The following is a 20842-nucleotide window of genomic DNA, read 5'->3' on the forward strand; positions in this document are numbered from 1 at the left end:
AAACCCAGAGTGTGCTCCGGATAGACTGAAAAGTGTTACCTATGTTCCCGGTCTGATCTGTCACCTATGTATCCGGTCATACAGCAGCGCCACCGGGCATTAAAGCGGCTCAGTCCTCAAAAAACCAGTACCCGCTGTTCACCAGCGCGGCCAGCATGGCGAGGAAGGAGGGATCGTCCAGCGCGTCGCCAAAGGTATCCGCAGTCAGCACCATATGGCTGGCAATCGCTTCCAGCGCCGGGCGATGCGGAGAGTCCAGGCGCTCGCCGTTGACGAATACCTCTTCGCCAATGCGCAGGACGCGTAATCCGTCCAGACGAACCAGCTTATCGCCCTGCTGGAGCGCATCATAAATTTCATCTGCCTGATACGGCGGCTCTGGCGGTGCGACGTCCAGTTCGTGACGCGACTGGCTGATAAACTCGCCAAACCACTGTCTGAAGTGCTCCGGTTCGTTGATCAGATCCAGCATCATCCCGCGCAGCTTATCCAGCTCCTCTGGCAGAATATCCGCCGGGTGCTCACGCGCCGGAACGTCCGGATCGCTGTAACGGTAGCTGCCCAGCTCACGCTGTAAAACATAGTCTGCAAATCCGCTGATCATCTCGCGGCCGCTTGGCGCGCGGAAACCAACCGAATAGTTCAGCGAGTTTTCCAGGGAATAACCTTCATGCGGGAAGCCTGGCGGGATATAGAGAATGTCGCCTGGCTCCAGCTCTTCATCAATGATCCCTTCAAACGGATCAACCTGGAGCAGATCCGGGTGCGGGCAGTGCTGCTTCATTGGCACTTTGTCGCCCACGCGCCAGCGACGGCGACCGGTACCCTGAATGATAAACACGTCGTACTGATCCAGATGCGGACCCACGCCGCCACCGGGAACGGAGAAGGAGATCATCAGATCGTCCATTCGCCAGTCTGGCAGGGCGCGGAAGGGACGCATCAAGGCTGCGGTAGGTTCGTGCCAGTTGTTGACCGCCTGCACCAGTAAAGACCAGTTGTTTTCGCCCAGGTGATCGTAGCTTTCAAAGGGACCGTGGCTGACCTGCCATTTCCCGTCCTGGTGGCTCACCAGACGGCTGTCCACTTCGTTTTCCATCGCCAGACCAGCGAGTTCGTCAGGGGAAATAGGGTCGATAAAATTGCTGAATCCGCGTTTAAGAATGACCGGGCGTTTTTGCCAGTAACGTTCAATAAATTCGGGCCAGTTAAGCGTTAATTGATAATCCATATTTATGTATTCCGCAGGCTCTTACTGAGACGGATTATAACGGAAGCCCCGCCCCCTGGCTGCGAGATCTGCGTATTTTTCACATTCCGGGTCAACTATCGTTCGATACGGGATGCTGGCGGCCAAAAATAACTTCCATCCGGGCACCGCCCAGCAAACTTTCACCGGTTTCAATCTTGCCCTCGTACTGATCGACAATTTCCCTGGCGACGGATAATCCGACGCCCTGGCCCGGCCGCAGCGTATCGGCGCGCTGGCCGCGATCGAACACCACTTCGCGTTTATTACGGGGAATGCCAGGACCATCATCCTCAACGATAATATGCAGTTCGTTATCCGTTACCCGCGCGGATACCTCGACAAACTCCAGACAATATTTGCAGGCGTTATCGAGCAGGTTTCCCATCACTTCCATAAAGTCATTTTTCTCACCGACAAAGCTGATTTCCGGTGAGATATCCAGACTGATGTTGACCCCTTTACGCTGGTACACCTTGTTCAGCGCAGAGGTAAGGTTATCCAGCAGCGGGGCTACCGGGTGCAGTTCACGGCTCAACAGGGCGCTTCCGGAACGCATGCTCGCGCGGTGCAGGTAATAGCCGATCTGCTGTGAAATACGGCTGATTTGTTCCAGCATCACCGGCTCGGCGTCATCCACGCTCATTTTCGAACTGCGCATGGAACGCAGGGTACTTTGCATTACGGCCAGCGGGGTTTTCAGGCTGTGCGTAAGGTCGGTGAGCGTCGTGCGATACTTGTCGTAGCGTTCACGTTCGCTTTTCAGCAGGCGGTTGAGGTTGCGCACCAGGCTGGTCAGCTCACGCGTGGTCTCCGGGTTTAGCTTCTCTCGGTGATGTTCCTCCAGCTCGCGCACCTCTTTGGCAAGGGATTCAATCGGGCGGAGGCTCCACCACGCAGCAACCCACAGGAGAGGGATCACCAGCAGCAGGTTGGCAGCCAGAACATACACAAACCAGTTCCAGACCATATACGAGCGTTTCAGTTCAACCGGTATGGTATCGATCACCACAATGGTTAACTGCGGCATGTTCAGGGTGGCGGGGTAAAGGTTGATGGCCACAGAGTGGGTCATCTCCGTGTCGTCATCTTCGGCACGGATCTCATTAAGCTTGATCTGTAGGGCACGATCGTCACGCAGCAGGCTGCTGGTGGAGTTGAGATCGGCTTCTATTTCATGAAAACCGTTGGTTTTCAGCCATTCCGGACGGATGCGCTTTTTCAGCCACGGGACATCGCGCTGGGCCCACAGCAATTTCCCTTTTTCATCGTAGATCAGCGCCAGCGTCGGGCTCTGCTGATTCAGGTTTTCCGGCATCTCGACGGTGATTCGGTTGTTCTCCCACTTCGCCAGGGTATAAAACAGGTTACTTTCGCCGCGAAGCAGGCGGAAGGTGGTTTTATCGAAGCTCACGCTATACCCGACCAGCGCCACCATCCCGTAAGAGAGCGACAGCACCAGCACGACGGCGGCGGTTGCCAGCAAAAAGCGAACCCGCAGCGAAAGGGGTAAAATGTGACGCAAAATCCCTTTCATTTAGCGTAATTCGAACAGGTAGCCCTGACCACGCACGGTGGTGATCACGTCATGCGGGTACTGTGCCTGAATTTTTTTACGCAGGCGGCCCATCAGCACGTCAATGGTGTGGCTTTCGCGCAGTTCGGCATCCGGATAGAGCTGAAGCATCAGGGAATCTTTGCTCACCACTTTACCGTTGTTACGGATCAGCGTTTCCATGATGGTGTATTCGAATGCGGTCAGCTTGATCACTTCATCATTAATAGAAAATTCACGGCGGGAGAGATCCACCTGGAACGGCGGCAGAGAGATCACCTGCGACGCCAGCCCGCTGTTGCGGCGCAGCAGCGCCTGCATACGCGCGGCGACTTCTTCAATATGGAAGGGTTTGGTCACGTAGTCATCCGCGCCAGCGCTCAGGACTTCAACCTTATCCTGCCAGCCTTCGCGGGCAGTCAGCACCAGCACCGGCAGGGAAACATCATGGCTACGCCAGCGGCGGATAAGGGACAATCCGTCTTCATCCGGCAGCCCTAAATCGACAATGGCGATGTCCGGCAGGTGTTCATTGAGATAATAATCGGCCTCTTTTGCGTCTTCAGCATCGTCCACCTGATGACCCATCTCCTGAAGTTGAACTTTCAGGTGATGACGTAGCAATGCGTTATCCTCAACAACCAGTACGCGCATCATCACTTCTCCCTTTATAAATGGTATGAATAGTTTAACGCTGATTATTCAGGTTGACACCAGCGCGATGAAATTAATGATTTTTTCATGCTTCCGAACACAGAGGGCATGACGCCAGGCGCGGGTAATATAAACGGACTTGTTATCGCAAGCTTCCGCAATCCGGATAAAACAGCCATCCGTTTATGAACTGTTGAAGGCGAGTCGCTTTTTGACAGAACGGGCATAGCAGTTTTGTAAAGATTGCCCTTTTTTTTGTAAGGATGTTCTCACTATGTCTGTCTTTGTCTACGCTTATTTTATGGTGCGAAATTAGATTTGCATAAGATGTGCCAGAAAAGCAGCATTTTTACACAACAAAACAGCAATATAGCGAGTAAAGAGGATTTTATGGAATGGAAGGTTGTTGAGACTATTGCGAGCCCGGAAAGCGGAACCATCTTTTGCAAAGTTGAAACACAGTATGGCCTGAATTATATCCTGTGGTTAAAGGGAGATTATTACGTTCGTACAGGTGAAATCATCACCACCTCAAACCAGGGGATCCTGATTAACGATCGGCGGCGTAGAGTATGGATAGCGCAGGCAATGCCCTTTACATCCATAGGCTGGATGGGGTTCAAACAGAAAAACGCATGTCCAGGAAACCGGCAGGAAATGGATCGCCCGTGCACGGCTGAAACCCCGTGCCAGTTCAAACTGTGCCCGTTCGGCTTAAAACGGTATATACCGGAAAGTTATTCCACAGCGAAAATTAACAATCAGCCTGACGGCAGGCTTTAATCACGGCAAACAGGGAATGTAATGTGAAAACATCGGCTCGATGATGAAAAGCAGCCCCCTTTCCGGATGGAAAGGGGGAAGGGCGATTACTTCAGCTCGTCAACCATAGTAATGGCGCGGCCAATGTAGTTTGCCGGGGTCATCTCTTTCAGGCGCGCTTTTTCTTCTTCTGGCAGCGCCAGACCGTCGATAAACTGTTTCATACCTTCAGCATCAACACGTTTACCGCGGGTCAGCTCTTTGAGTTTCTCGTACGGTTTTTCGATGCCGTAACGACGCATCACGGTCTGAATCGGCTCCGCCAGCACTTCCCAGTTGTGATCCAGCTCGTCCAGCAGACGGTCGCGGTTAACTTCCAGTTTGCTCACTCCTTTCAGGGTGGACTGGTAGGCGATCAGCGCGTAGCCAATACCTACGCCCAGGTTACGCAGCACCGTGGAGTCAGTCAGGTCGCGCTGCCAGCGGGATACCGGCAGCTTGCTCGCCATATGTTGTAACACGGCATTCGCCAGACCCAGGTTACCTTCGGAGTTTTCGAAGTCGATTGGGTTCACTTTGTGCGGCATGGTGGAAGAGCCGATTTCCCCGGCGATGGTCTTCTGCTTGAAGTGGTTCAGGGCGATGTAACCCCATACGTCACGATCGAAGTCGATCAGGATGGTGTTGAAGCGCGCAATGCAGTCAAACAGCTCGGCGATGTAGTCGTGCGGCTCAATCTGGGTGGTGTACGGGTTCCACTGGATCCCCAGAGAGGTCACAAACTCTTCGCTGAACTGGTGCCAGTCCACTTCCGGGTACGCGGCGATGTGGGCGTTGTAGTTACCCACCGCGCCGTTGATTTTACCGAGGATCTCAACCTGCTCCAGCTGACGATACTGGCGTTCCATGCGGTACGCCACGTTCGCCATCTCTTTACCCATGGTGGATGGGGTTGCTGGCTGGCCATGAGTACGGGACAGCAGCGGAATGTCGCGGTATTCCACGGACAGCGCTTTCACCGCATCAATGATTTTACGCCAGTAAGGGAGTACCACCTCTTTCCGCGCGGTAGAGAGCATCAGCGCGTGAGAAAGGTTGTTAATATCTTCAGACGTACAGGCGAAGTGAATAAATTCAGAGACCGCGTGCAGGGCAGGGACGCTTGCTACTTTCTCTTTCAGGAAGTATTCAACCGCTTTCACGTCGTGGTTGGTGGTGCGTTCGATGGTTTTAATGCGCGCGGCATCTTCTTCGCTGAACTCAGCAACGATTTTATCAAGGTAATCGTTTGCCTTTGCGTCAAAAGCAGGAACTTCCTTGATTGCTGTCTGGGCGGCCAGCTTTTGCAGCCAGCGTACTTCAACCTGAACACGGAACTTCAGCAGGCCATATTCGCTGAAGATCCCGCGCAGCGCGCTGACTTTATCGCCGTAGCGTCCATCGACAGGGGATACGGCGGTCAGTGAGGATAATTCCATAATTCGCAACTCCGGGAGGTTAACAATGAGCAAGAATTTGTTTTGCCTGAGTCGTCAGGCGATGACGAGAAAACATTAACTGTAGGCGGCCACCGCCGACCTGTTGCCACAGCACGGCGGCACGGATGCCTGCCAGCAGCGAGGCGCGTACCTTCGCCTGTACCTGTGGGCTTTGCAATACGGCAGGCGAACCGGTGACCTGAATACGCGGGCCGAGCGGGCTAATCACGTCAACGTAGATACCGGCCATCGCGCTGAGCAGGGTCTCAGACTGGAGGTCAAAGTGTTCGAGCTGGCGCTGTAGCCCGGCGATGCGGTCGCCCAGGGTATTCATTGCGCCTTTTGCCGCATTAAGCTTACGCTCCAGTACCATCAGGCTTAAGGTGTAGCGGGTCAGCTCCGCGTTCAATCCCTGACGGTTGCTGGCATTGAGCACGCCGAGCAGCGTTTCAAGACCGAGACGAAGATTGGTTTCACTGCCGCCAAAGACGCCCAGCGTGGAGCCTGGGTTAAGATCGATAACGCTGTTGAGTGAAACGTGCAGGGCATCAGCGTCGCAATGACCCTGATGCGCCAGCTGTTGCACCAGACGGGCTGACTGGCAAATTCCCGCCAGCGCCAGGGTGATGTCGTAATAGTTCTTCGCCACACGGTCTCCTTTATGTGTGCAAACGGTTTAAACAGCAGGCAGCGGCAGGCGCTGTTCAATGATCCCACCGCCGAGGCAAATTTCGCCGCTGTAGAAAACAGCAGACTGGCCAGGGGTAACGGCGGAAACCGGCTCGTCGAAACGCACGTCAATGCGATCGTCATCCAGTGCGGTTACGGTGCAAGGGATGTCCGTCTGGCGGTAGCGCGTTTTCACTGTGCAGCGCAGCGTGCCTTTCAGCGGCTCGCGATCGACCCAGTGCAGCTGTTGCGCGATCAGTCCAACGGACATCAGGCGCGGGTGGTCGTGACCCTGAGCCACAACCAGAATATTGTTTTCGACGTCTTTGTCGACCACGTACCACGGATCTTCGCTGCCCTCTTTGGTGCCGCCGATACCCAGACCTTTACGCTGGCCGAGAGTGTGGTACATCAGCCCCTGGTGCTGACCAATCTCATCGCCGTCAACGGTGACGATTTTGCCCGGCTGTGCAGGCAGGTAGCGCCCCAGGAACTCGCGGAATTTACGCTCGCCGATAAAACAGATACCGGTGGAGTCTTTTTTCTTCGCAGTGATCAGATCCAGATCTTCAGCAATCTTACGCACTTCCGGCTTTTCCAGCTCGCCGACCGGGAACAGACTTTGGGCAATCTGTTCGTGGCTCAGCGTATAGAGGAAGTAGCTCTGATCTTTGTTGCCGTCCAGACCGCGCAGAAGCTGGCTTTTGCCATTCACATCCGCGCGACGCACGTAGTGGCCGGTCGCAATGTAGTCTGCGCCCAGGTCTTCCGCGGCGAATTCCAGGAAGGCTTTGAATTTGATCTCTTTGTTGCACAGGATATCCGGGTTTGGCGTGCGGCCCGCTTTGTACTCTTCGAGGAAGAGTTCAAAAACGTTGTCCCAGTATTCTGCGGCAAAGTTAACGGTGTGCAGTTCGATGCCGAGCTTATCGCACACGGCCTGCGCATCGGCGAGATCCGCAGCGGCAGTGCAGTATTCCTCGCCATCGTCTTCCTCCCAGTTCTTCATGAACAGGCCCTCCACCTTATAGCCCTGTTGCTGCAACAGGTAGGCGGAAACGGAGGAATCGACACCGCCGGACATGCCGACGATTACTTTTTTCTGGCTGTTATCTGACATGGAATACTCACGACATTGAACTTCAAGGCGGCGTATTCTATCACGCCCCCCCACCATTGACACCCTCTGTAAACGGCCAGTTAAATTCTGCAATGACATCCAGCGGCAGGCGCGCCGCAGACTGCCAGCAGCGGATGCTTTCCGCAACCAGCGGCGAACGCAGGTTTGGCGCGCTCAGAATCTTGTCGGCAGTCACCCACAGGCAGCGATCGATATCGTCGTCGTGCGGTTCAGTGGCGCACGTTTCGTTAAGCTCAACGGCGAATAAGAAGCGCAGGAAAGGCGTCTGGTCAGGCGCGATCCACTGATGCATACGGATAAAATGCTGCGGTTCGGCGCGGATACCCGTCTCCTCCCACAGCTCACGCGCTGCCGCCTGGCGTAAGGTTTCATTGGCTTCAAGATGCCCGGCAGGCTGGTTCCACAGTGCTTTGCCGTTGATGGTCTCTTCCACCACCAGGAATTTCCCCTGCGCGTGGACCACGCAGGCGACCGTAACATGAGGTTTAAACATCAGTTCTCCTTAGGGGTAACATCCCGCCATTCCCCGTTTGCCAGCGAGTCCAGCGTGTAGCTGCCCATGGCGTAGCGAATGAGTCGCAGGGTAGGGAAGCCCACATGCGCGGTCATGCGCCTGACCTGTCGGTTGCGGCCTTCATAAAGGGTGATTTTAAGCCAGCTGGTGGGAATGGATTTCCGCTCACGAATCGGCGGGTTGCGCGGCCACAGCCACTCGGGCTCATTCACGCGCTCAATACCAGCCGGCAGGGTGGGACCGTCGTTCAGCGTTACGCCGTTGCGCAGTTTTGCCAGCGACGCGTCGTCCGGCTCGCCTTCAACCTGAACATAGTAAATTTTTCCGGTACGTTTGCCCGGCTGAGTAAGCCTGGCCTGGAGCACGCCGTCATTGGTGAGCACCAGCAGCCCTTCGCTGTCGCGGTCCAGACGTCCCGCCGCGTAGACTCCCTGAACGGGAATAAAGTCCTTCAGCGTGCTGCGCCCGGCCTCGTCGGTAAACTGCGGCAATACATCGTAGGGTTTATTGAACAGTATGACCCGCGTTGGCTGGGGTTCTGGCGTTCTTCTGGTGGCTTGTCGTGAGCTGAATCGCTCAACCCGGTGTTTTCTAAAAGAAGTTTTCTTCATGGTATTTTCAGGCGTTATCAATTGCCGCATTATAGCCTAATAACGAAGACCTTTCATGGCGTCGGACAATCAGGTACTATCGGAAGGCTCATTACAATTTATTAACATAAGATCAGTAACAACCAGAAGCGCTCGAAGGAGAGGTTAATGGAAAGCAAAGTAGTTGTTCCGGCGGAAGGTAAAAAGATCACCCTGCAAAACGGCAAGATTAACGTTCCTCACAACCCGATTATCCCGTTCATTGAAGGCGACGGTATCGGTGTAGACGTTACCCCGGCGATGCTGAAAGTGGTTGATGCCGCTGTTGAGAAAGCCTACAAAGGCGAGCGTAAAATTTCCTGGATGGAAATTTACACCGGTGAAAAATCGACTCAAGTTTATGGCCAGGACGTCTGGCTGCCAGCCGAAACGCTGGACCTGATCCGCGACTATCGCGTTGCTATCAAAGGCCCTCTGACCACGCCAGTTGGCGGCGGCATTCGCTCCCTGAACGTGGCGCTGCGTCAGGAACTGGATCTGTATGTGTGTCTGCGTCCGGTGCGTTACTACCAGGGCACCCCAAGCCCGGTTAAGCATCCGGAACTGACCGACATGGTTATCTTCCGTGAAAACTCAGAAGACATCTACGCCGGTATCGAATGGAAAGCGGACTCTGCTGATGCAGAAAAAGTGATTAAATTCCTGCGCGAAGAGATGGGCGTGAAGAAAATTCGCTTCCCTGAGCATTGTGGCATCGGCATCAAGCCGTGCTCCGAAGAAGGGACCAAGCGTCTGGTGCGTGCCGCCATCGAATACGCTATCACCAACGATCGTGACTCTGTGACCCTGGTTCACAAAGGCAACATCATGAAGTTCACCGAAGGCGCGTTCAAAGACTGGGGCTACCAGCTGGCGACCGAAGAGTTCGGCGGTGAACTGATCGACGGCGGCCCATGGCAGAAAATTAAGAACCCGAACACCGGTAAAGAGATCATCATTAAAGATGTGATCGCCGATGCGTTCCTGCAACAGATCCTGCTGCGTCCTGCTGAGTATGACGTGATCGCCTGTATGAACCTGAACGGTGACTACATCTCCGATGCGCTGGCCGCGCAGGTGGGTGGTATCGGTATCGCCCCGGGCGCGAACATCGGTGACGAGTGCGCCCTATTCGAAGCAACTCACGGTACTGCACCTAAGTATGCAGGCCAGGACAAAGTCAACCCAGGCTCTATTATTCTGTCCGCAGAGATGATGCTGCGTCATATGGAATGGTTCGAAGCCGCAGACCTGATCGTTAAGGGTATGGAAGGCGCGATTAACGCGAAAACCGTCACCTATGACTTTGAACGTCTGATGGAAGGCGCTAAACTGCTGAAATGCTCAGAGTTTGGCGACGCGATTATCGCGAACATGTAATCCACTCGCTGGGTTAAATGACAACGGGAGCCTGAGGGTTCCCGTTTTTTATGCACACAAGACGGAAACAACGCTATGACCCATGATATCCCGCTCAAGTATTATGACATCGTCGACGAGTATGCGACTGAAACGGCGAAACCGGTAGAAGAGGCAGAGCGTACGCCGCTGGCGCACTATTTCCAGCTGCTGCTCACTCGCCTGTACAACAATGAGGAAATCAGTGAAGAGGCGCAGCGGGAGATGGCTGCCCAGGCGGAGATAGACGAAGCGCGCATTGACGATATTGCGAACTTCCTGAATCAATGGGGCAATGAATAACGCGTCATCGCGCTGAGTCTGCCAGCAGCCTGGCGAGGTCGTGCCGGGTTAGCGATTTTGAAAAGTACCAGCCTTGTACGAGTGCATCGGGGTATCTCTGCGCGATGAACTGATATTGCGTTTCGCTTTCCACCCCTTCAAAAACCAGGGTTTTGTGCAGTTTAGCGAGCGCGTCGCTAAAGATCACCAGGATATCCTGTTTATAGTGCTCGCTGATGCCGTCCACTAACGACTTATCCACCTTGATTTCGTCATATTTGAGATTCGAGAGCCTGGCAAGATTTGAGTTTTGCACACCAAAGTCGTCTATTGAAATTTTGACGCCTGCCGATTTAAGCTCCTCACAAAACTCTTCCAGGATGGCCGAGGTGGAAACGCCATTCTCGGATAACTCAACTTTGATTAACGATAAGGGAATCGCGTTCTCTGAGCATTCATGACGTAATACCGCCAGGAATTTGCCGTCTTCAATTTCCGTCCGGCCAACGTTCAGTGAAATCATTAACTGATGTTCAGCGGCCAGCGCGGCAATTTCCGCCAGGGATTTCTTTATCATGTTCTGATAATAAACGTTATACAGGCCAATTTTTTTGATTAACGGGATAAACAGCTCAGGAGAAACCTCTTTGTGATTGTTATCCTGCCATCTTGATAACACTTCAACCCCGACAATTTTCTTATCAGCAACCCGAATAACAGGCTGAAAATGAACGCTGATGGTATTCGCTTTTACCGCCTTGACCAGCGTTCGCTCCAGGGAACGTCGGTCTTCATAAAGTCGAAGAGAAAACAGCGTCAGGGATACCCAAATAAAGTATAAAAACAGGCACAGAAGCACCATCACTACGTGGGAGAGCGAAGCCAGTCCGGCATCGTGGTGTGTGACGGTGACACATAAATCCCAGCGTGTACTGCACTCTGTCACAGCCAGCGTAAATAACAGAGACTGTAAGCGGCTAAGGTTTTCTGATGGTGGCGTAACGGTGAAAAAGGTGCGGCCGAAATCTTTAGTGGAAGAACGAAGCGAATAGTTGGCGGTAACGGGGGCAAATTTATCGTAGGCTGAACGGGAGGTGAAGATAATAAGGTGGTTATAAATTGTCGCATTGCCGACAAAGAAATCTTTCTGCGAAAACTGCGCCAGACTGAATCCGTTCTGGGTTTTATGCAGCTCAGAGGGAAGGGCGATGGGATTTGCCAGCTTGCCCCAAAACGCGGTGCAGGTGATTTTCCCCTTTTCAATAAACCCCACATCGGCGAAATAGAGACTTCGCATCTTTAATTTTCGGTAGACGTTCAGACTGGCGCTATCGCATCCCTGTGCGGAGGTATTTTTAAGCGTACTGGCGATATTTTGCGTTAACTCTTCGGAATAGCTTAAGAGCGTGTGGGAGATCTCCCTCTGCCGGTTCTTTTGCTGCTCAACGATAATGGCGTTAACCGCATACAGCGACAGGACGACCATAAAGGTTGAGATGATAGCAACGGCAATGGCCTTCTTCATTTTCCTGCTGTCCCGCCACGTCCTGAGGTGCAGGGATCTTAACACAGGTCATAAAAGCTACAAGTATGAGAGTTGAGGCCGCACGGTATCGGAAGGAAAGCCACCATGCCAGGCTCCTTTCAACTCAGAACCACTCAAACCGTGTTGAGAGCAGTAACAGTAGCGTACTGGCAGAAACAAGATTAAGGCAGATGACAAACTTGCTCGATACGTTCATGTTATCAACGCTTTTTGGTTATTCAGAAGCCAAAGAGAATAGCGTTTCACCTCCACAGAAAAAACGCCAGATTTTGGTGGGGCCGGGCAAAAAAAAGCCCACTCAAGAGTGGGCAAGAAATACTGGAAGCAATGTGAGCAATGTCGTTCTGAATACCTGAGTGATTTGCTCAACTATTCAGTAATGAGAAAGATAATCTTTCTCAGTAAAAGATGCAACCCCACGATGAGTGTGGAACGGCAATTTTTTACTGCTCATATTTTACTCAAACGAGCCGTGTGATTCTTATCACAAATTTCCTTTCTCAGATCCTGTGCTATCCTTTTCTGTGTCGTTGATTTAATGACAAAAACCATACAGAGAGGAAAGCTATGGGAATTTTATCCTGGATTATCTTTGGGCTGATTGCGGGGATCCTGGCGAAGTGGATTATGCCGGGCAAAGATGGCGGCGGTTTCATCGTCACGATCATTCTGGGGATTGTGGGTGCAGTCGTCGGTGGCTGGATCAGTACCCTGTTCGGCTTTGGCAGAGTTGATGGCTTCAACTTCGGCAGCTTTGTCGTCGCGGTGATTGGCGCGCTGGTTGTTCTGTTTATCTACAGAAAAATCAAAAGCTAAATCTGACCTGTGTTAAAAAAGGCTGCCTGACGGCGGCCTTTTTACTTTGGGCGTTACCACCAGCCTAACTGCGTACCGGCGACGGCCACGATGGCGACAATCAGCATGATGATGGTCGTTTTTCTCATTTAAGCCCCCGGCGCGGCGTAACCGCCAAGGAAAAACCAGCCTAAAAACACCACCGCCGTGATAAAAATCACCACCGGAAAGAGGATCCCTATTCTCATGCCATCACCTGTTTGAGTTTGTATAAGGCCGTAGAGTGTACGGTTTTAATCTAACGCGACAAAGCCTGTTTTGCTTTTTCCTTTTTTGTCCTGATACATCGCGAGGTCGGCGGTGCGCAGGGCGCTATCTTCATCCGTGCTGTGAGGATCAACAATAACGACACCAAGGCTTGCGCCGGGATAAAGAATGGTGGCATTACCCAACCCGTATTCGCCCGCAATAAGACCATTGAGGCGGGTTTTGATTGCGTTGACCTCTGTGCTGGCGTCGCCATCATCGCTGTGACTCAGGCTGGCAACCAGAAATTCATCGCCGCCGAGCCGGCCAATAATCTCATCCTGCGTTTGCTCGTGAGTCAGCCGCTTGCCGACCTGTACGAGGAAGCGGTCGCCCGCCTCATGCCCGTACTGGTCATTGATTCGCTTGAAATCATCGAGGTCAATAAAGGCCATCATGACCTTGCGGTTAAGATGGCGCGCCAGTGAGAACAGGGTGGTAAGGTTTTCAAAAATGGCGCGACGATTCGGCAGGCCGGTGAGGGCGTCGGTGTAAGAGTGGGCAATGAGCGCCGCGTTTGCTTCGCGAAGCTGAAGCACAAGCGACTCTTTCTGAATGTACTGACCAATTAACCCGGCAAAGAGCCTGATCACCTGCTCGCCACGCTCGCTGAACTGTTTCTGTGCGGTGCTGGCAGCGCAAAGCGTGCCATACAGAGAACCGTCAGCCAGGTGAACCGGCACGCTCATATAGGTTGTAATGCCCAGTGCTTTGGCCGCTTCACACTCCGGCCAGCGGTCGGGCACCTCGTTACTGAACAACGTGTCGCTGTCGATGGCGCGCTTGCACAGCGTTTCGTCCCAGGGCACGCTGAACCCTTCCGGGATCTGCATTTGCTTGCTGTTACGGGCATATAAAATGTGCTGCAAACGCGCATTGATATCGACTTTCGTCAGGTAGGTTGATTCCATATCCGTCACAATTTCCAGCATTTCCAGTAGCTGACGCACCAGACTGTCGAGAGATTGCTCAGTGGAGAGGGTTTCTGAAACACGGGCAAGAATGATATCTGACATGAGGCAGGTTGACTCCCATGCAGAAGACCTCTGTATCTGCATGTTATGCTGAAAATATAGACTCCGGTCATAGTAAAACATGAACAGGATTAATTTTATAGATTCTTCTGGAAGCGGATGAGGGAGAGGCTAAAAAAAAAGCCCCGATGTTGAGATCGGGGCAAAACATCTTGATTACGGAATGATGTTCTCTGGTCAGTGTGAGAACAGGCATCACTATAAGGGGGAATCGTGCAGGTTTAATGGAGAAATCATGGAGAAAACGGCGATGACCCGTTACTCTGACGTTTTTACACCCTGAAGGATCATGATAATGAAATATCTTCTCCTGGCGCTGGTGTTACCGCTGGCCGCCTGCTCAACAAAGACAACCCCTCCTGATGCGCCTCAACCGCCGCACGCTATTGGCATGGCAAACCCGGCGTCAGTGTACTGTCTGGAGAAAGGGGGAGAGCAAATCCCTGTTCAAAGCCCGCAGGGCGTACGTACCGAGTGCAAATTACCCGGCGGGGAAGTGATCGATGAATGGGATCTCTACCGCCGCGATCACCCGCAACCGACCAGATGACAACGGCAATAAAACTGCGATACACTTCTCTTTAGGATTATTCTTAGCCAGTTTCTGGCAGTACGTTTGCGAGAAGAAGTATGTTTCAGTTAAAACCGGGCAGCATGGCGATGATCGTGGGTGCGCGTACGGCGGCAGGCCGTCGAAATATCGGTAAATCCGTGGAGCTGTTTGGCCTCTGTCAGCCGGGCCAGCGTTTTGTGAACCCGGTTAACGGCGTCATGACGCAATTACCCGCCACGTCAGCGCGTGCGCTGTGGCTGGTCACCGGTGATGTTTATGCCTTTGATAACCAGCACGGTTTTGCGTTTGTTCGCCCGGAACATCTGATGCCGCTTACTCCCGACGAGATGCCACACAACGTGGATGCGCTGGCGATCGGTTAATCACAGTTTACGTAGCCAGTCTGCCAGTACCCGCGCGTGATTCTGCTCCGTATTTTTCGCCCCATAGAGTAGCGTCACGGTCTGCTGTTTGGCGAGAGCCGCCAGGCGTTTGCCTTCATCCTGATGCTGCGCCAGCTCTTTACGATAGGCTTCACTGAACGCGGTGAAATCTATCGTTTCACTGTGAAAAGCTTTTCGCAGTTCGCTGGACGGCGTTAGCGCTTTACACCACTCATCACAGGCGAGGTCGGTCTTTTTTATCCCTCGCGGCCAGAGTCTGTCGACCAGGATCCGGTAACCGTCTTTTGAGGTCGCCTGCTCATACACGCGTTTACATTGAATCATGGGTCCTCCTCATTTCCTTACGACGTTCAGCAACAACACTATAGCACCCGCCTTTTATCCACCCAATTTAAGGTATTGTGATAATTGCAAAAGATCGGTAGTCTGAGGTTCCTTATGTTATCTGAAAAGCCTCCGGCATAAGGAATCTCACATGGAACTCTCCCCGGTTAAAACGACGCTGCGCATTGCGCTGGTTGGTGATTACAATCCCGATGTTATTGCGCACCAGGCGATCCCGCTGGCGATTGACGACGCCGCTGCGGTTCTGGATCTCACCGCTGATTATGACTGGCTCGCCACGCCTGAGCTGACCAGCCCCGAAGACCTCGTCGGGTACGATGCCATCTGGCTGGTACCGGCAAGCCCGTATAAAAACACCGAGGCGGCGTTTATTGCGGCCCGTTACGCGCGTGAGAACAGCATCCCCTTTCTCGGCACCTGCGGCGGGTTCCAGCATGCGCTGATTGAGTATGCGCGTAATGTACTGGGCTGGCACGATGCAGGCCATGCCGAAACCGACACCGAGGGAAGGATGGTAATTGCGCCACTGACCTGCTCGCTGGTGGAAAAAAACGACGCGATCGAGCTGCGGAACAACACGCTGATTGCCAGAGCGTATGGCAAGCCGGAAATTCAGGAGGGATATCACTGCAATTACGGCGTCTCACCTGAGTTTGCCGACCAGCTTGAGCGGGGCGACATGCGCGTAACGGGCTGGGACGAACAGGGTGAGATCCGCGCGGCAGAGCTGGTAACCCATCCTTTCTTTGTCATCACCCTGTTCCAGCATGAGCGGGCCGCGCTGCAAGGGCGACCGGTCGTGCTGGTACAGGCCATGCTGCGGGCGGCGCAGGGATAAAAAAAGCAGACCTCCGGGTCTGCCTTGAATGTCAGCGGGGTGTGATCTCCCGGTCACGCCCGGCAAGCATACCGCATAACGCCATCACCACCGCGGCCAGCGCGCAGGCGAGCAGCGGAATGCGCCAGTCTCCGGCGGTATCATGAATTTTCCCCATCAGCGGTGGGCCACAGGCCGCCAGAAGATAGCCAATCGACTGTGCCATGCCGGAGAGCGCCGCGGCCTGATGGGCCGAGCTGGCGCGCAGCCCGATAAACGTCAGGCCGAGGATCATGGTGGCGCCGGATCCAAAGCCAAACACCAGCGTCCAGACGACGGCCAGCCCCGGCGCGAACCAGAACCCGGCCGCGCTGACGGCGCACATCAGGGCGACTAGCCCGGCAATGCCACGCTGATCGTTAAGACGGTGCAGGATCAGCGGAATGGCGAGACCGGGAACCGCGGTTGCCAGCTGGAGAAGCCCGTGCATGGAGCCAGCCTGCGTTTCGCTGTAGCCGTGGCTAAGCAAAATCGCGGGTAACCAGCCGATAATGACGTAGTAAATCAGCGAGTTAATGCCCAGAAAAAGCGTCACCTGCCAGGCGAGCGCCGAGCGCCAGATAGCCCGATTGTGCAACGCGCCCGCTCCGGTCAGGGTGGCAGCCGGTCTGTGGCGCCATTGCGGTAACCACAGCAGCAGCGCCACCAGCGGGAAGAACATCAGCATCAACAGCGCCCCGTGCCAGCCACCACTCCCCAGCGACAGTGGGACGATCAGCGCCGACCCTGCGGCAGCAGCGGCCCCCATCGTCAGCGAATAAGCCCCCGTCAGTTTTGCGACCTGGCCCGGAAAATCACGTTTGATTAAGCCGGGTAGCAGGACATTGCCCAGCGCAATCCCACAGCCCACGATCGCCGTACCGATAAACAGCAGCGAGGCCGACGGCAGCGAACGTACGCCAATCCCGATGCAAATCAGCAGCAGAGCGATAAAAAGGCTGCGCTCCATGCCCAGGCGCCGGGCGACGCCTGCGGCAAGGGGAGAGATAAAGGCGAAGGCCAGCAGAGGCAGCGTCGTGAGCAGGCCGGTTTGCGCCGTGCTTAAGCCATAGTCCTGTCGGATAGTGTCGAGCAGGGGGGCGACGCCGGTAAAGGTGACGCGCAGCGTCGTAGCAATCATCAGGATGCCTGCAACCAGCAGCGCACCCTGTTTCCCGGAAGGTTGAATAGCAGTAGTCATTATTGTCTCTTACGTTCAGGCGAGCGCATACCATACCGATTTAAGTCGTGGTTGAAATCATGCTAAAATGACAGTTTATCGCTAATATCGGACAACTTTATGTACGGACTGGGGCTCGACGGCTACGATCCCGATAGCCAGCACGACGCGGCGGTGGCCTTTCGCATCCGCGTGGTGGCACAGGAACAATATATTCCGCTGCATCAGCACCGCAAAGGGCAGCTGATTATGGCGCTGGGGGGCGCGATCACCTGTGAAGTGGAGAACGCGATGCTGATGGTGCCGCCCCAGTACGCGGTGTGGATCCCGGGACAAACGCCGCACAGCAACAAGGCGACGCCCGGCGCGCAGCTCTGCCTGTTATTTATTGAACCCGGTGCGCTCGAATTGCCGACGCGTACCTGTACGCTGAAAATATCGCCCCTGGTGCGGGAGCTGGTGCTGGCGCTTGCGGACAGGTCACGGGAGGAACTGCCTCTTCCCGCTACCGGAAGGCTGGTTGACGTCCTGTTTGATGAACTGCCCCTGCAACCGCAGGAGCATCTACAGCTGCCGGTATCTCCGCATCCAAAAATTCGCCTGATGAGCGAGACCATGGCAAACGAACCTGCCGCCTGGCAGACGCTGGCGCAGTGGGCAAGCCACTTTGCCATGAGCGAGCGCAATCTGGCGCGGCTGGTGGTGAAAGAGACCGGCTTAAGCTTTCGCCGCTGGCGGCACCAGCTCCAGCTGATTGTCGCATTGCAGTTTTTGATCGGCGGAAAGTCGGTTCAGCAGGCGGCGCAGGCGCTGGGGTATGACTCCACCACCGCCTTCATCACCATGTTTAAGAAAGGACTGGGACAGACGCCCGCCCGCTATATCGCCAGCCTGACTACGACTTCCCGATAAACAGCGAAACCAGACCGGCAGCAATCAGCGGGCCAACCGGCACGCCACGAAACAGCGCCACGCCTAACACGGTGCCCACCAGCAGCCCGGCCACCAGCGAAGGCTGGCTGCTCATCAGCGTCACGCCGCGCCCGCCAAGCCACGAGACAAAAACGCCCACCGCAATCGCCACCAGCGATTTCCAGTTTACAAAGGAGTGCAGCAGCGTTGAGGCCGGTAGCGTTCCGCTGGCAATCGGGGCCATTACGCCGATGGTCAAAATAATGATCCCGATGGTAAGCCCCTGTTTTTCTATCCACGGGAAGAAGGTATTCAACGGTGTGACGCGAACGATGATCAGGACCAGAATGGAAATCGCAACGGTGGTGTTGTGGCTGACAAAACCCAGAGCAGCCAGGGCCAGAAGTATGAGCAGTGTAGGGTCGAACATGAGGAGATCCTTGCCAAAAATAGTAAGCTTGCTTACTTTACGCGCAAACGCGACGGCAGGCAGGCTTTACTGAAAAAATTGTCTATTTTTGGGCACTTGCCTGACGTCAGTCCACCAGCTGCTGGATAAGCGGACTCCCTTCGCGGATAAATACCGGGATGGTTTCCAGCGCCGCAGGCACCCGGATATGCTCCCCACCGGCGTAGCGCTCACCGTTAAGGGCGACCCAGCTATTGCCCGTCGGCAGCCAGACATCGCGCTCACGCTGACCGGCCTGCATAACCGGCGCCACCAGCAGATCTTCGCCAAACAGATACTGATCTTCACACGCCCAGCTCTGCTTATCCTGCGGATAGTGCCAGAACAGTGGACGTATGAGCGGGTCTCCGTGCAGATGAGCCTGCTGGTACAACGCGTCAACATACGGGCGCAGGGTTTCGCGCACGGTAAGCCAGTGCTGCATGATGGCGTAATTCTCTTCTCCGTAACTCCACAGCTCATTAGGCGAACCGCTGTTACACTGAAGAATGCCGTCACGGTAGCGCTCCGGGGGCTGGATCTGCGGTTCGCGATAGCCGTGCATGCGCAGAACCGGTGTAAATACCGCCCACTGGAACCAACGGATCAGCAATTCGTGGAACGCCTGGTCGTTAACGTTCCCTCCCTGGAAGCCACCGATATCGGTCGTCCACCATGGGATCCCCGCCAGCCCCATATTCAGTCCCGCGGCGAGTTGATTGCGAAAAGCATGGAACGAGGAGTGGACATCACCCGACCACGCCAGCACGCCGAAGCGCTGGCTGCCTGCCCAGGCGCAGCGTACCAGGTTAACAATGTCGGTTTCGCCGTTTGCCTGAAGCCCATCGTAAAAGCCCTGCGCAAAGTCACGCGGGTAGCGATTGCCCACTTCCAGCACCGGACCGGCGTGGTAGCGATAGTTGTCAAAATCATAGGCTCGGTATTCCGGTTCCGCTTCGTCCAGCCAGAACAGCTTAATGCCCATGTCGTAGTAATTTTTCTTCACCGTATCCCAGACGAATTTCCGCGCCTCAGGATGGGTCGCATCAAAGAAGGTGGTATTGCCCATAAAATCGAGGTTGACCTGTACGCCACGTTCACTGCTTACCAGCCAGCCTTTGGCTTTCATCAGCGGGTAGAGAGGGCTGCGCGCCTCTACCGTTGGCCACACCGACACCATCAGCGCAATACCCATTTCGCGCAACTCGTCGACCATCCCTTCAGGATCGGGCCAGTCTACGGGGTCGAAGCACCAGGTGCCCTGATTCGGCCAGTGGAAAAAGTCGATGACCATCACCGATAGCGGCAGATTACGGCGGCGATACTCCCGCGCAACCTCCAGCACCTCCTGCTGGGTGCGGTAGCGTAATTTGCACTGCCACAGCCCGCTGATAAACGCCGGGGCGGAGGGCGGAGTACCGGTGGCTTTCACATACTGGCGGGTGATATCCGCCACCGTGTCGGCGGCGGTGATCCAGTAGTCCATTTCTCCCGTCACGCGGGCGCGCCATTCCGTCTGATTTTTTGCAAAGCTGGCTTCACCAATCGCCGGGTTGTTCCACAGCAGGCCATAGCCAAGGCTGGACTGCATAAAGGGCACGCTGGCCTGGGAGTTGCGCTGCGCCAGTTCCAGCGTACAGCCTTTCAGATCCAGCCACGGCTGTTGATACTGACCCATGCCATAGATGCGTTCATCCGGACGCGATTCAAACCGGACGGTGAGCTGATATTTCCCACCCATTAGCGGCTTAAATTCGCGGCCATCCAGCTTCAGGGCGCTGACATATTTATCCTGGCTCTTCTCGCTGGCACCGATACCCACCGTTGAACGCTGGCGCCACATCTCTTCCAGCAGCAGTTCGCCGCGCTGATTGTAGAAGGCCAGCTGACCTTTAAGGTTCAGCGTCGCGGTAATATTGCCGTTGCGCAGCGTCAGGCTTTCCGCTTCGGCGACAATCTCAGCCTGGCAAGGGGCGGCGGGCAACAGTGCCTGTAAAGCGTCATCAAAAGCCGGGGAGCAGGTAGCCCTGACGCGCAGGCTGTTTTCCCCCCACGGTTCAATACGCAGGATCTGGCGTTCAAAACGCCATTCGATGCTGTTGGAATGTTGGATCAGCTCACTCATGGATAAC

General features: G+C 54.7%; 26 protein-coding genes. 9 read left to right on the forward strand and 17 right to left on the reverse strand.

Annotated features, from left to right (window positions below):
• Window positions 1–109: 109 nt before the first annotated feature.
• The 3 genes from ACNQ0W_RS20630 to phoP all read right to left on the reverse strand — a co-directional run bounded on the left by ACNQ0W_RS20630 (window position 110) and on the right by phoP (window position 3458).
• Window positions 110–1231 carry a cupin domain-containing protein gene (locus ACNQ0W_RS20630; protein ID WP_062932500.1) on the reverse strand — a complete coding sequence of 374 codons (1122 nt, stop codon included), beginning with the start codon at window positions 1229–1231 and terminating at the stop codon, window positions 110–112.
• A 91-nt stretch (window positions 1232–1322) separates the two neighbouring features.
• Entirely contained in the window at window positions 1323–2786 is a 1464-nt protein-coding gene (phoQ, locus tag ACNQ0W_RS20635) for a two-component system sensor histidine kinase PhoQ (RefSeq protein WP_015570801.1), read from the reverse strand.
• Entirely contained in the window at window positions 2787–3458 is a 672-nt protein-coding gene (gene phoP, locus ACNQ0W_RS20640) for a two-component system response regulator PhoP (protein WP_026094318.1), read from the reverse strand.
• A gap of 390 nt (window positions 3459–3848) precedes the next feature.
• Here phoP and ACNQ0W_RS20645 point away from each other — a divergent pair, with 390 nt between their 5' ends.
• A complete protein-coding gene (locus tag ACNQ0W_RS20645; RefSeq protein WP_168928031.1) occupies window positions 3849–4241 on the forward strand; it encodes a hypothetical protein in 393 nt (130 codons plus the stop codon).
• An 86-nt stretch (window positions 4242–4327) separates the two neighbouring features.
• Here the strand turns inward: ACNQ0W_RS20645 and purB are convergent, their stop codons facing one another.
• From purB to rluE, 5 genes are read right to left on the reverse strand one after another with little or no spacing between them, the layout of a single operon-like run.
• Entirely contained in the window at window positions 4328–5698 is a 1371-nt protein-coding gene (gene purB / locus ACNQ0W_RS20650; RefSeq protein WP_023305884.1) for an adenylosuccinate lyase, read from the reverse strand.
• Between the two features lie 19 nt (window positions 5699–5717).
• A complete protein-coding gene (gene hflD / locus ACNQ0W_RS20655; protein WP_062932501.1) occupies window positions 5718–6347 on the reverse strand; it encodes a high frequency lysogenization protein HflD in 630 nt (209 codons plus the stop codon).
• A 27-nt stretch (window positions 6348–6374) separates the two neighbouring features.
• Entirely contained in the window at window positions 6375–7487 is a 1113-nt protein-coding gene (mnmA, locus tag ACNQ0W_RS20660) for a tRNA 2-thiouridine(34) synthase MnmA (RefSeq protein WP_032103856.1), read from the reverse strand.
• Window positions 7488–7527: 40 nt separating this feature from the next.
• On the reverse strand, window positions 7528–8001 hold the full coding sequence (locus ACNQ0W_RS20665; RefSeq protein ID WP_062932502.1) for an NUDIX domain-containing protein: 474 nt from the start codon (window positions 7999–8001) through the stop codon (window positions 7528–7530).
• Complete coding sequence (gene rluE, locus ACNQ0W_RS20670) at window positions 8001–8663, reverse strand: 23S rRNA pseudouridine(2457) synthase RluE (RefSeq protein ID WP_062932503.1); 663 nt, start codon at window positions 8661–8663, stop codon at window positions 8001–8003. The genes ACNQ0W_RS20665 and rluE overlap by 1 nt, the downstream gene beginning before the upstream one ends.
• A gap of 117 nt (window positions 8664–8780) precedes the next feature.
• Between rluE and icd the strand changes: the two genes are divergently transcribed.
• A complete protein-coding gene (icd, locus tag ACNQ0W_RS20675; protein ID WP_003857898.1) occupies window positions 8781–10031 on the forward strand; it encodes an NADP-dependent isocitrate dehydrogenase in 1251 nt (416 codons plus the stop codon).
• A 75-nt stretch (window positions 10032–10106) separates the two neighbouring features.
• Window positions 10107–10352, forward strand: coding sequence for a YmjA family protein (locus ACNQ0W_RS20680; RefSeq protein ID WP_062932504.1), 246 nt, complete (start codon window positions 10107–10109; stop codon window positions 10350–10352).
• A 4-nt stretch (window positions 10353–10356) separates the two neighbouring features.
• Here ACNQ0W_RS20680 and ACNQ0W_RS20685 read toward each other — a convergent pair whose 3' ends face one another.
• Window positions 10357–11856: a cyclic diguanylate phosphodiesterase gene (locus ACNQ0W_RS20685; protein WP_062932505.1), complete on the reverse strand. Its 1500-nt coding sequence runs from the start codon at window positions 11854–11856 to the stop codon at window positions 10357–10359.
• 124 nt (window positions 11857–11980) lie between these two features.
• Window positions 11981–12073 (reverse strand): stress response membrane protein YncL, encoded by a 93-nt coding sequence (gene yncL, locus ACNQ0W_RS20690; protein WP_071524166.1) that lies wholly within the window; start codon window positions 12071–12073, stop codon window positions 11981–11983.
• On the opposite strand from yncL, the gene ACNQ0W_RS20695 reads away from it, so the two are divergent.
• Both ACNQ0W_RS20695 and ACNQ0W_RS20700 read left to right on the forward strand, forming a co-directional pair.
• Entirely contained in the window at window positions 12048–12233 is a 186-nt protein-coding gene (locus ACNQ0W_RS20695; RefSeq protein WP_162875882.1) for a hypothetical protein, read from the forward strand. The two genes, yncL and ACNQ0W_RS20695, sit on opposite strands and share 26 nt — an antisense overlap.
• Before the next feature lie 211 nt (window positions 12234–12444).
• Complete coding sequence (locus ACNQ0W_RS20700; protein WP_003857896.1) at window positions 12445–12693, forward strand: GlsB/YeaQ/YmgE family stress response membrane protein; 249 nt, start codon at window positions 12445–12447, stop codon at window positions 12691–12693.
• A gap of 53 nt (window positions 12694–12746) precedes the next feature.
• Here the strand turns inward: ACNQ0W_RS20700 and yoaJ are convergent, their stop codons facing one another.
• From yoaJ to ACNQ0W_RS20715, 3 genes are read right to left on the reverse strand one after another with little or no spacing between them, the layout of a single operon-like run.
• Window positions 12747–12821, reverse strand: coding sequence for a protein YoaJ (yoaJ, locus tag ACNQ0W_RS20705; RefSeq protein WP_015570794.1), 75 nt, complete (start codon window positions 12819–12821; stop codon window positions 12747–12749).
• On the reverse strand, window positions 12822–12920 hold the full coding sequence (locus ACNQ0W_RS20710; protein WP_015570793.1) for a YoaK family small membrane protein: 99 nt from the start codon (window positions 12918–12920) through the stop codon (window positions 12822–12824).
• Between the two features lie 45 nt (window positions 12921–12965).
• Window positions 12966–13994: a sensor domain-containing diguanylate cyclase gene (locus ACNQ0W_RS20715; RefSeq protein WP_062932506.1), complete on the reverse strand. Its 1029-nt coding sequence runs from the start codon at window positions 13992–13994 to the stop codon at window positions 12966–12968.
• Between the two features lie 313 nt (window positions 13995–14307).
• Here ACNQ0W_RS20715 and ACNQ0W_RS20720 point away from each other — a divergent pair, with 313 nt between their 5' ends.
• The gene (locus tag ACNQ0W_RS20720; RefSeq protein WP_015570791.1) at window positions 14308–14562 is read left to right on the forward strand and encodes a DUF333 domain-containing protein; all 255 of its coding nucleotides are present in this window, start codon (window positions 14308–14310) and stop codon (window positions 14560–14562) included.
• Between the two features lie 80 nt (window positions 14563–14642).
• Window positions 14643–14948 carry a periplasmic protein gene (locus tag ACNQ0W_RS20725; protein ID WP_047051940.1) on the forward strand — a complete coding sequence of 102 codons (306 nt, stop codon included), beginning with the start codon at window positions 14643–14645 and terminating at the stop codon, window positions 14946–14948.
• Here ACNQ0W_RS20725 and ACNQ0W_RS20730 read toward each other — a convergent pair whose 3' ends face one another.
• Entirely contained in the window at window positions 14949–15293 is a 345-nt protein-coding gene (locus tag ACNQ0W_RS20730) for a DUF488 domain-containing protein (protein ID WP_047051942.1), read from the reverse strand.
• Between the two features lie 151 nt (window positions 15294–15444).
• Here ACNQ0W_RS20730 and ACNQ0W_RS20735 point away from each other — a divergent pair, with 151 nt between their 5' ends.
• Window positions 15445–16152 carry a CTP synthase gene (locus tag ACNQ0W_RS20735; RefSeq protein ID WP_180261569.1) on the forward strand — a complete coding sequence of 236 codons (708 nt, stop codon included), beginning with the start codon at window positions 15445–15447 and terminating at the stop codon, window positions 16150–16152.
• A gap of 31 nt (window positions 16153–16183) precedes the next feature.
• Here the strand turns inward: ACNQ0W_RS20735 and ACNQ0W_RS20740 are convergent, their stop codons facing one another.
• Complete coding sequence (locus ACNQ0W_RS20740; protein WP_062932507.1) at window positions 16184–17371, reverse strand: CynX/NimT family MFS transporter; 1188 nt, start codon at window positions 17369–17371, stop codon at window positions 16184–16186.
• Window positions 17372–17470: 99 nt separating this feature from the next.
• Between ACNQ0W_RS20740 and ACNQ0W_RS20745 the strand changes: the two genes are divergently transcribed.
• On the forward strand, window positions 17471–18262 hold the full coding sequence (locus tag ACNQ0W_RS20745; protein ID WP_017384695.1) for an AraC family transcriptional regulator: 792 nt from the start codon (window positions 17471–17473) through the stop codon (window positions 18260–18262).
• Here ACNQ0W_RS20745 and ACNQ0W_RS20750 read toward each other — a convergent pair.
• Window positions 18246–18692: a DUF441 domain-containing protein gene (locus ACNQ0W_RS20750; protein ID WP_003857881.1), complete on the reverse strand. Its 447-nt coding sequence runs from the start codon at window positions 18690–18692 to the stop codon at window positions 18246–18248. The two genes, ACNQ0W_RS20745 and ACNQ0W_RS20750, sit on opposite strands and share 17 nt — an antisense overlap.
• A gap of 106 nt (window positions 18693–18798) precedes the next feature.
• Entirely contained in the window at window positions 18799–20835 is a 2037-nt protein-coding gene (locus ACNQ0W_RS20755; RefSeq protein ID WP_062932508.1) for a TIM-barrel domain-containing protein, read from the reverse strand.
• Window positions 20836–20842 lie beyond the last annotated feature (7 nt).

This window comes from Enterobacter cloacae complex sp. 6730903 (assembly GCF_048283985.1).
Lineage (GTDB): Bacteria > Pseudomonadota > Gammaproteobacteria > Enterobacterales > Enterobacteriaceae > Enterobacter > Enterobacter hormaechei_C.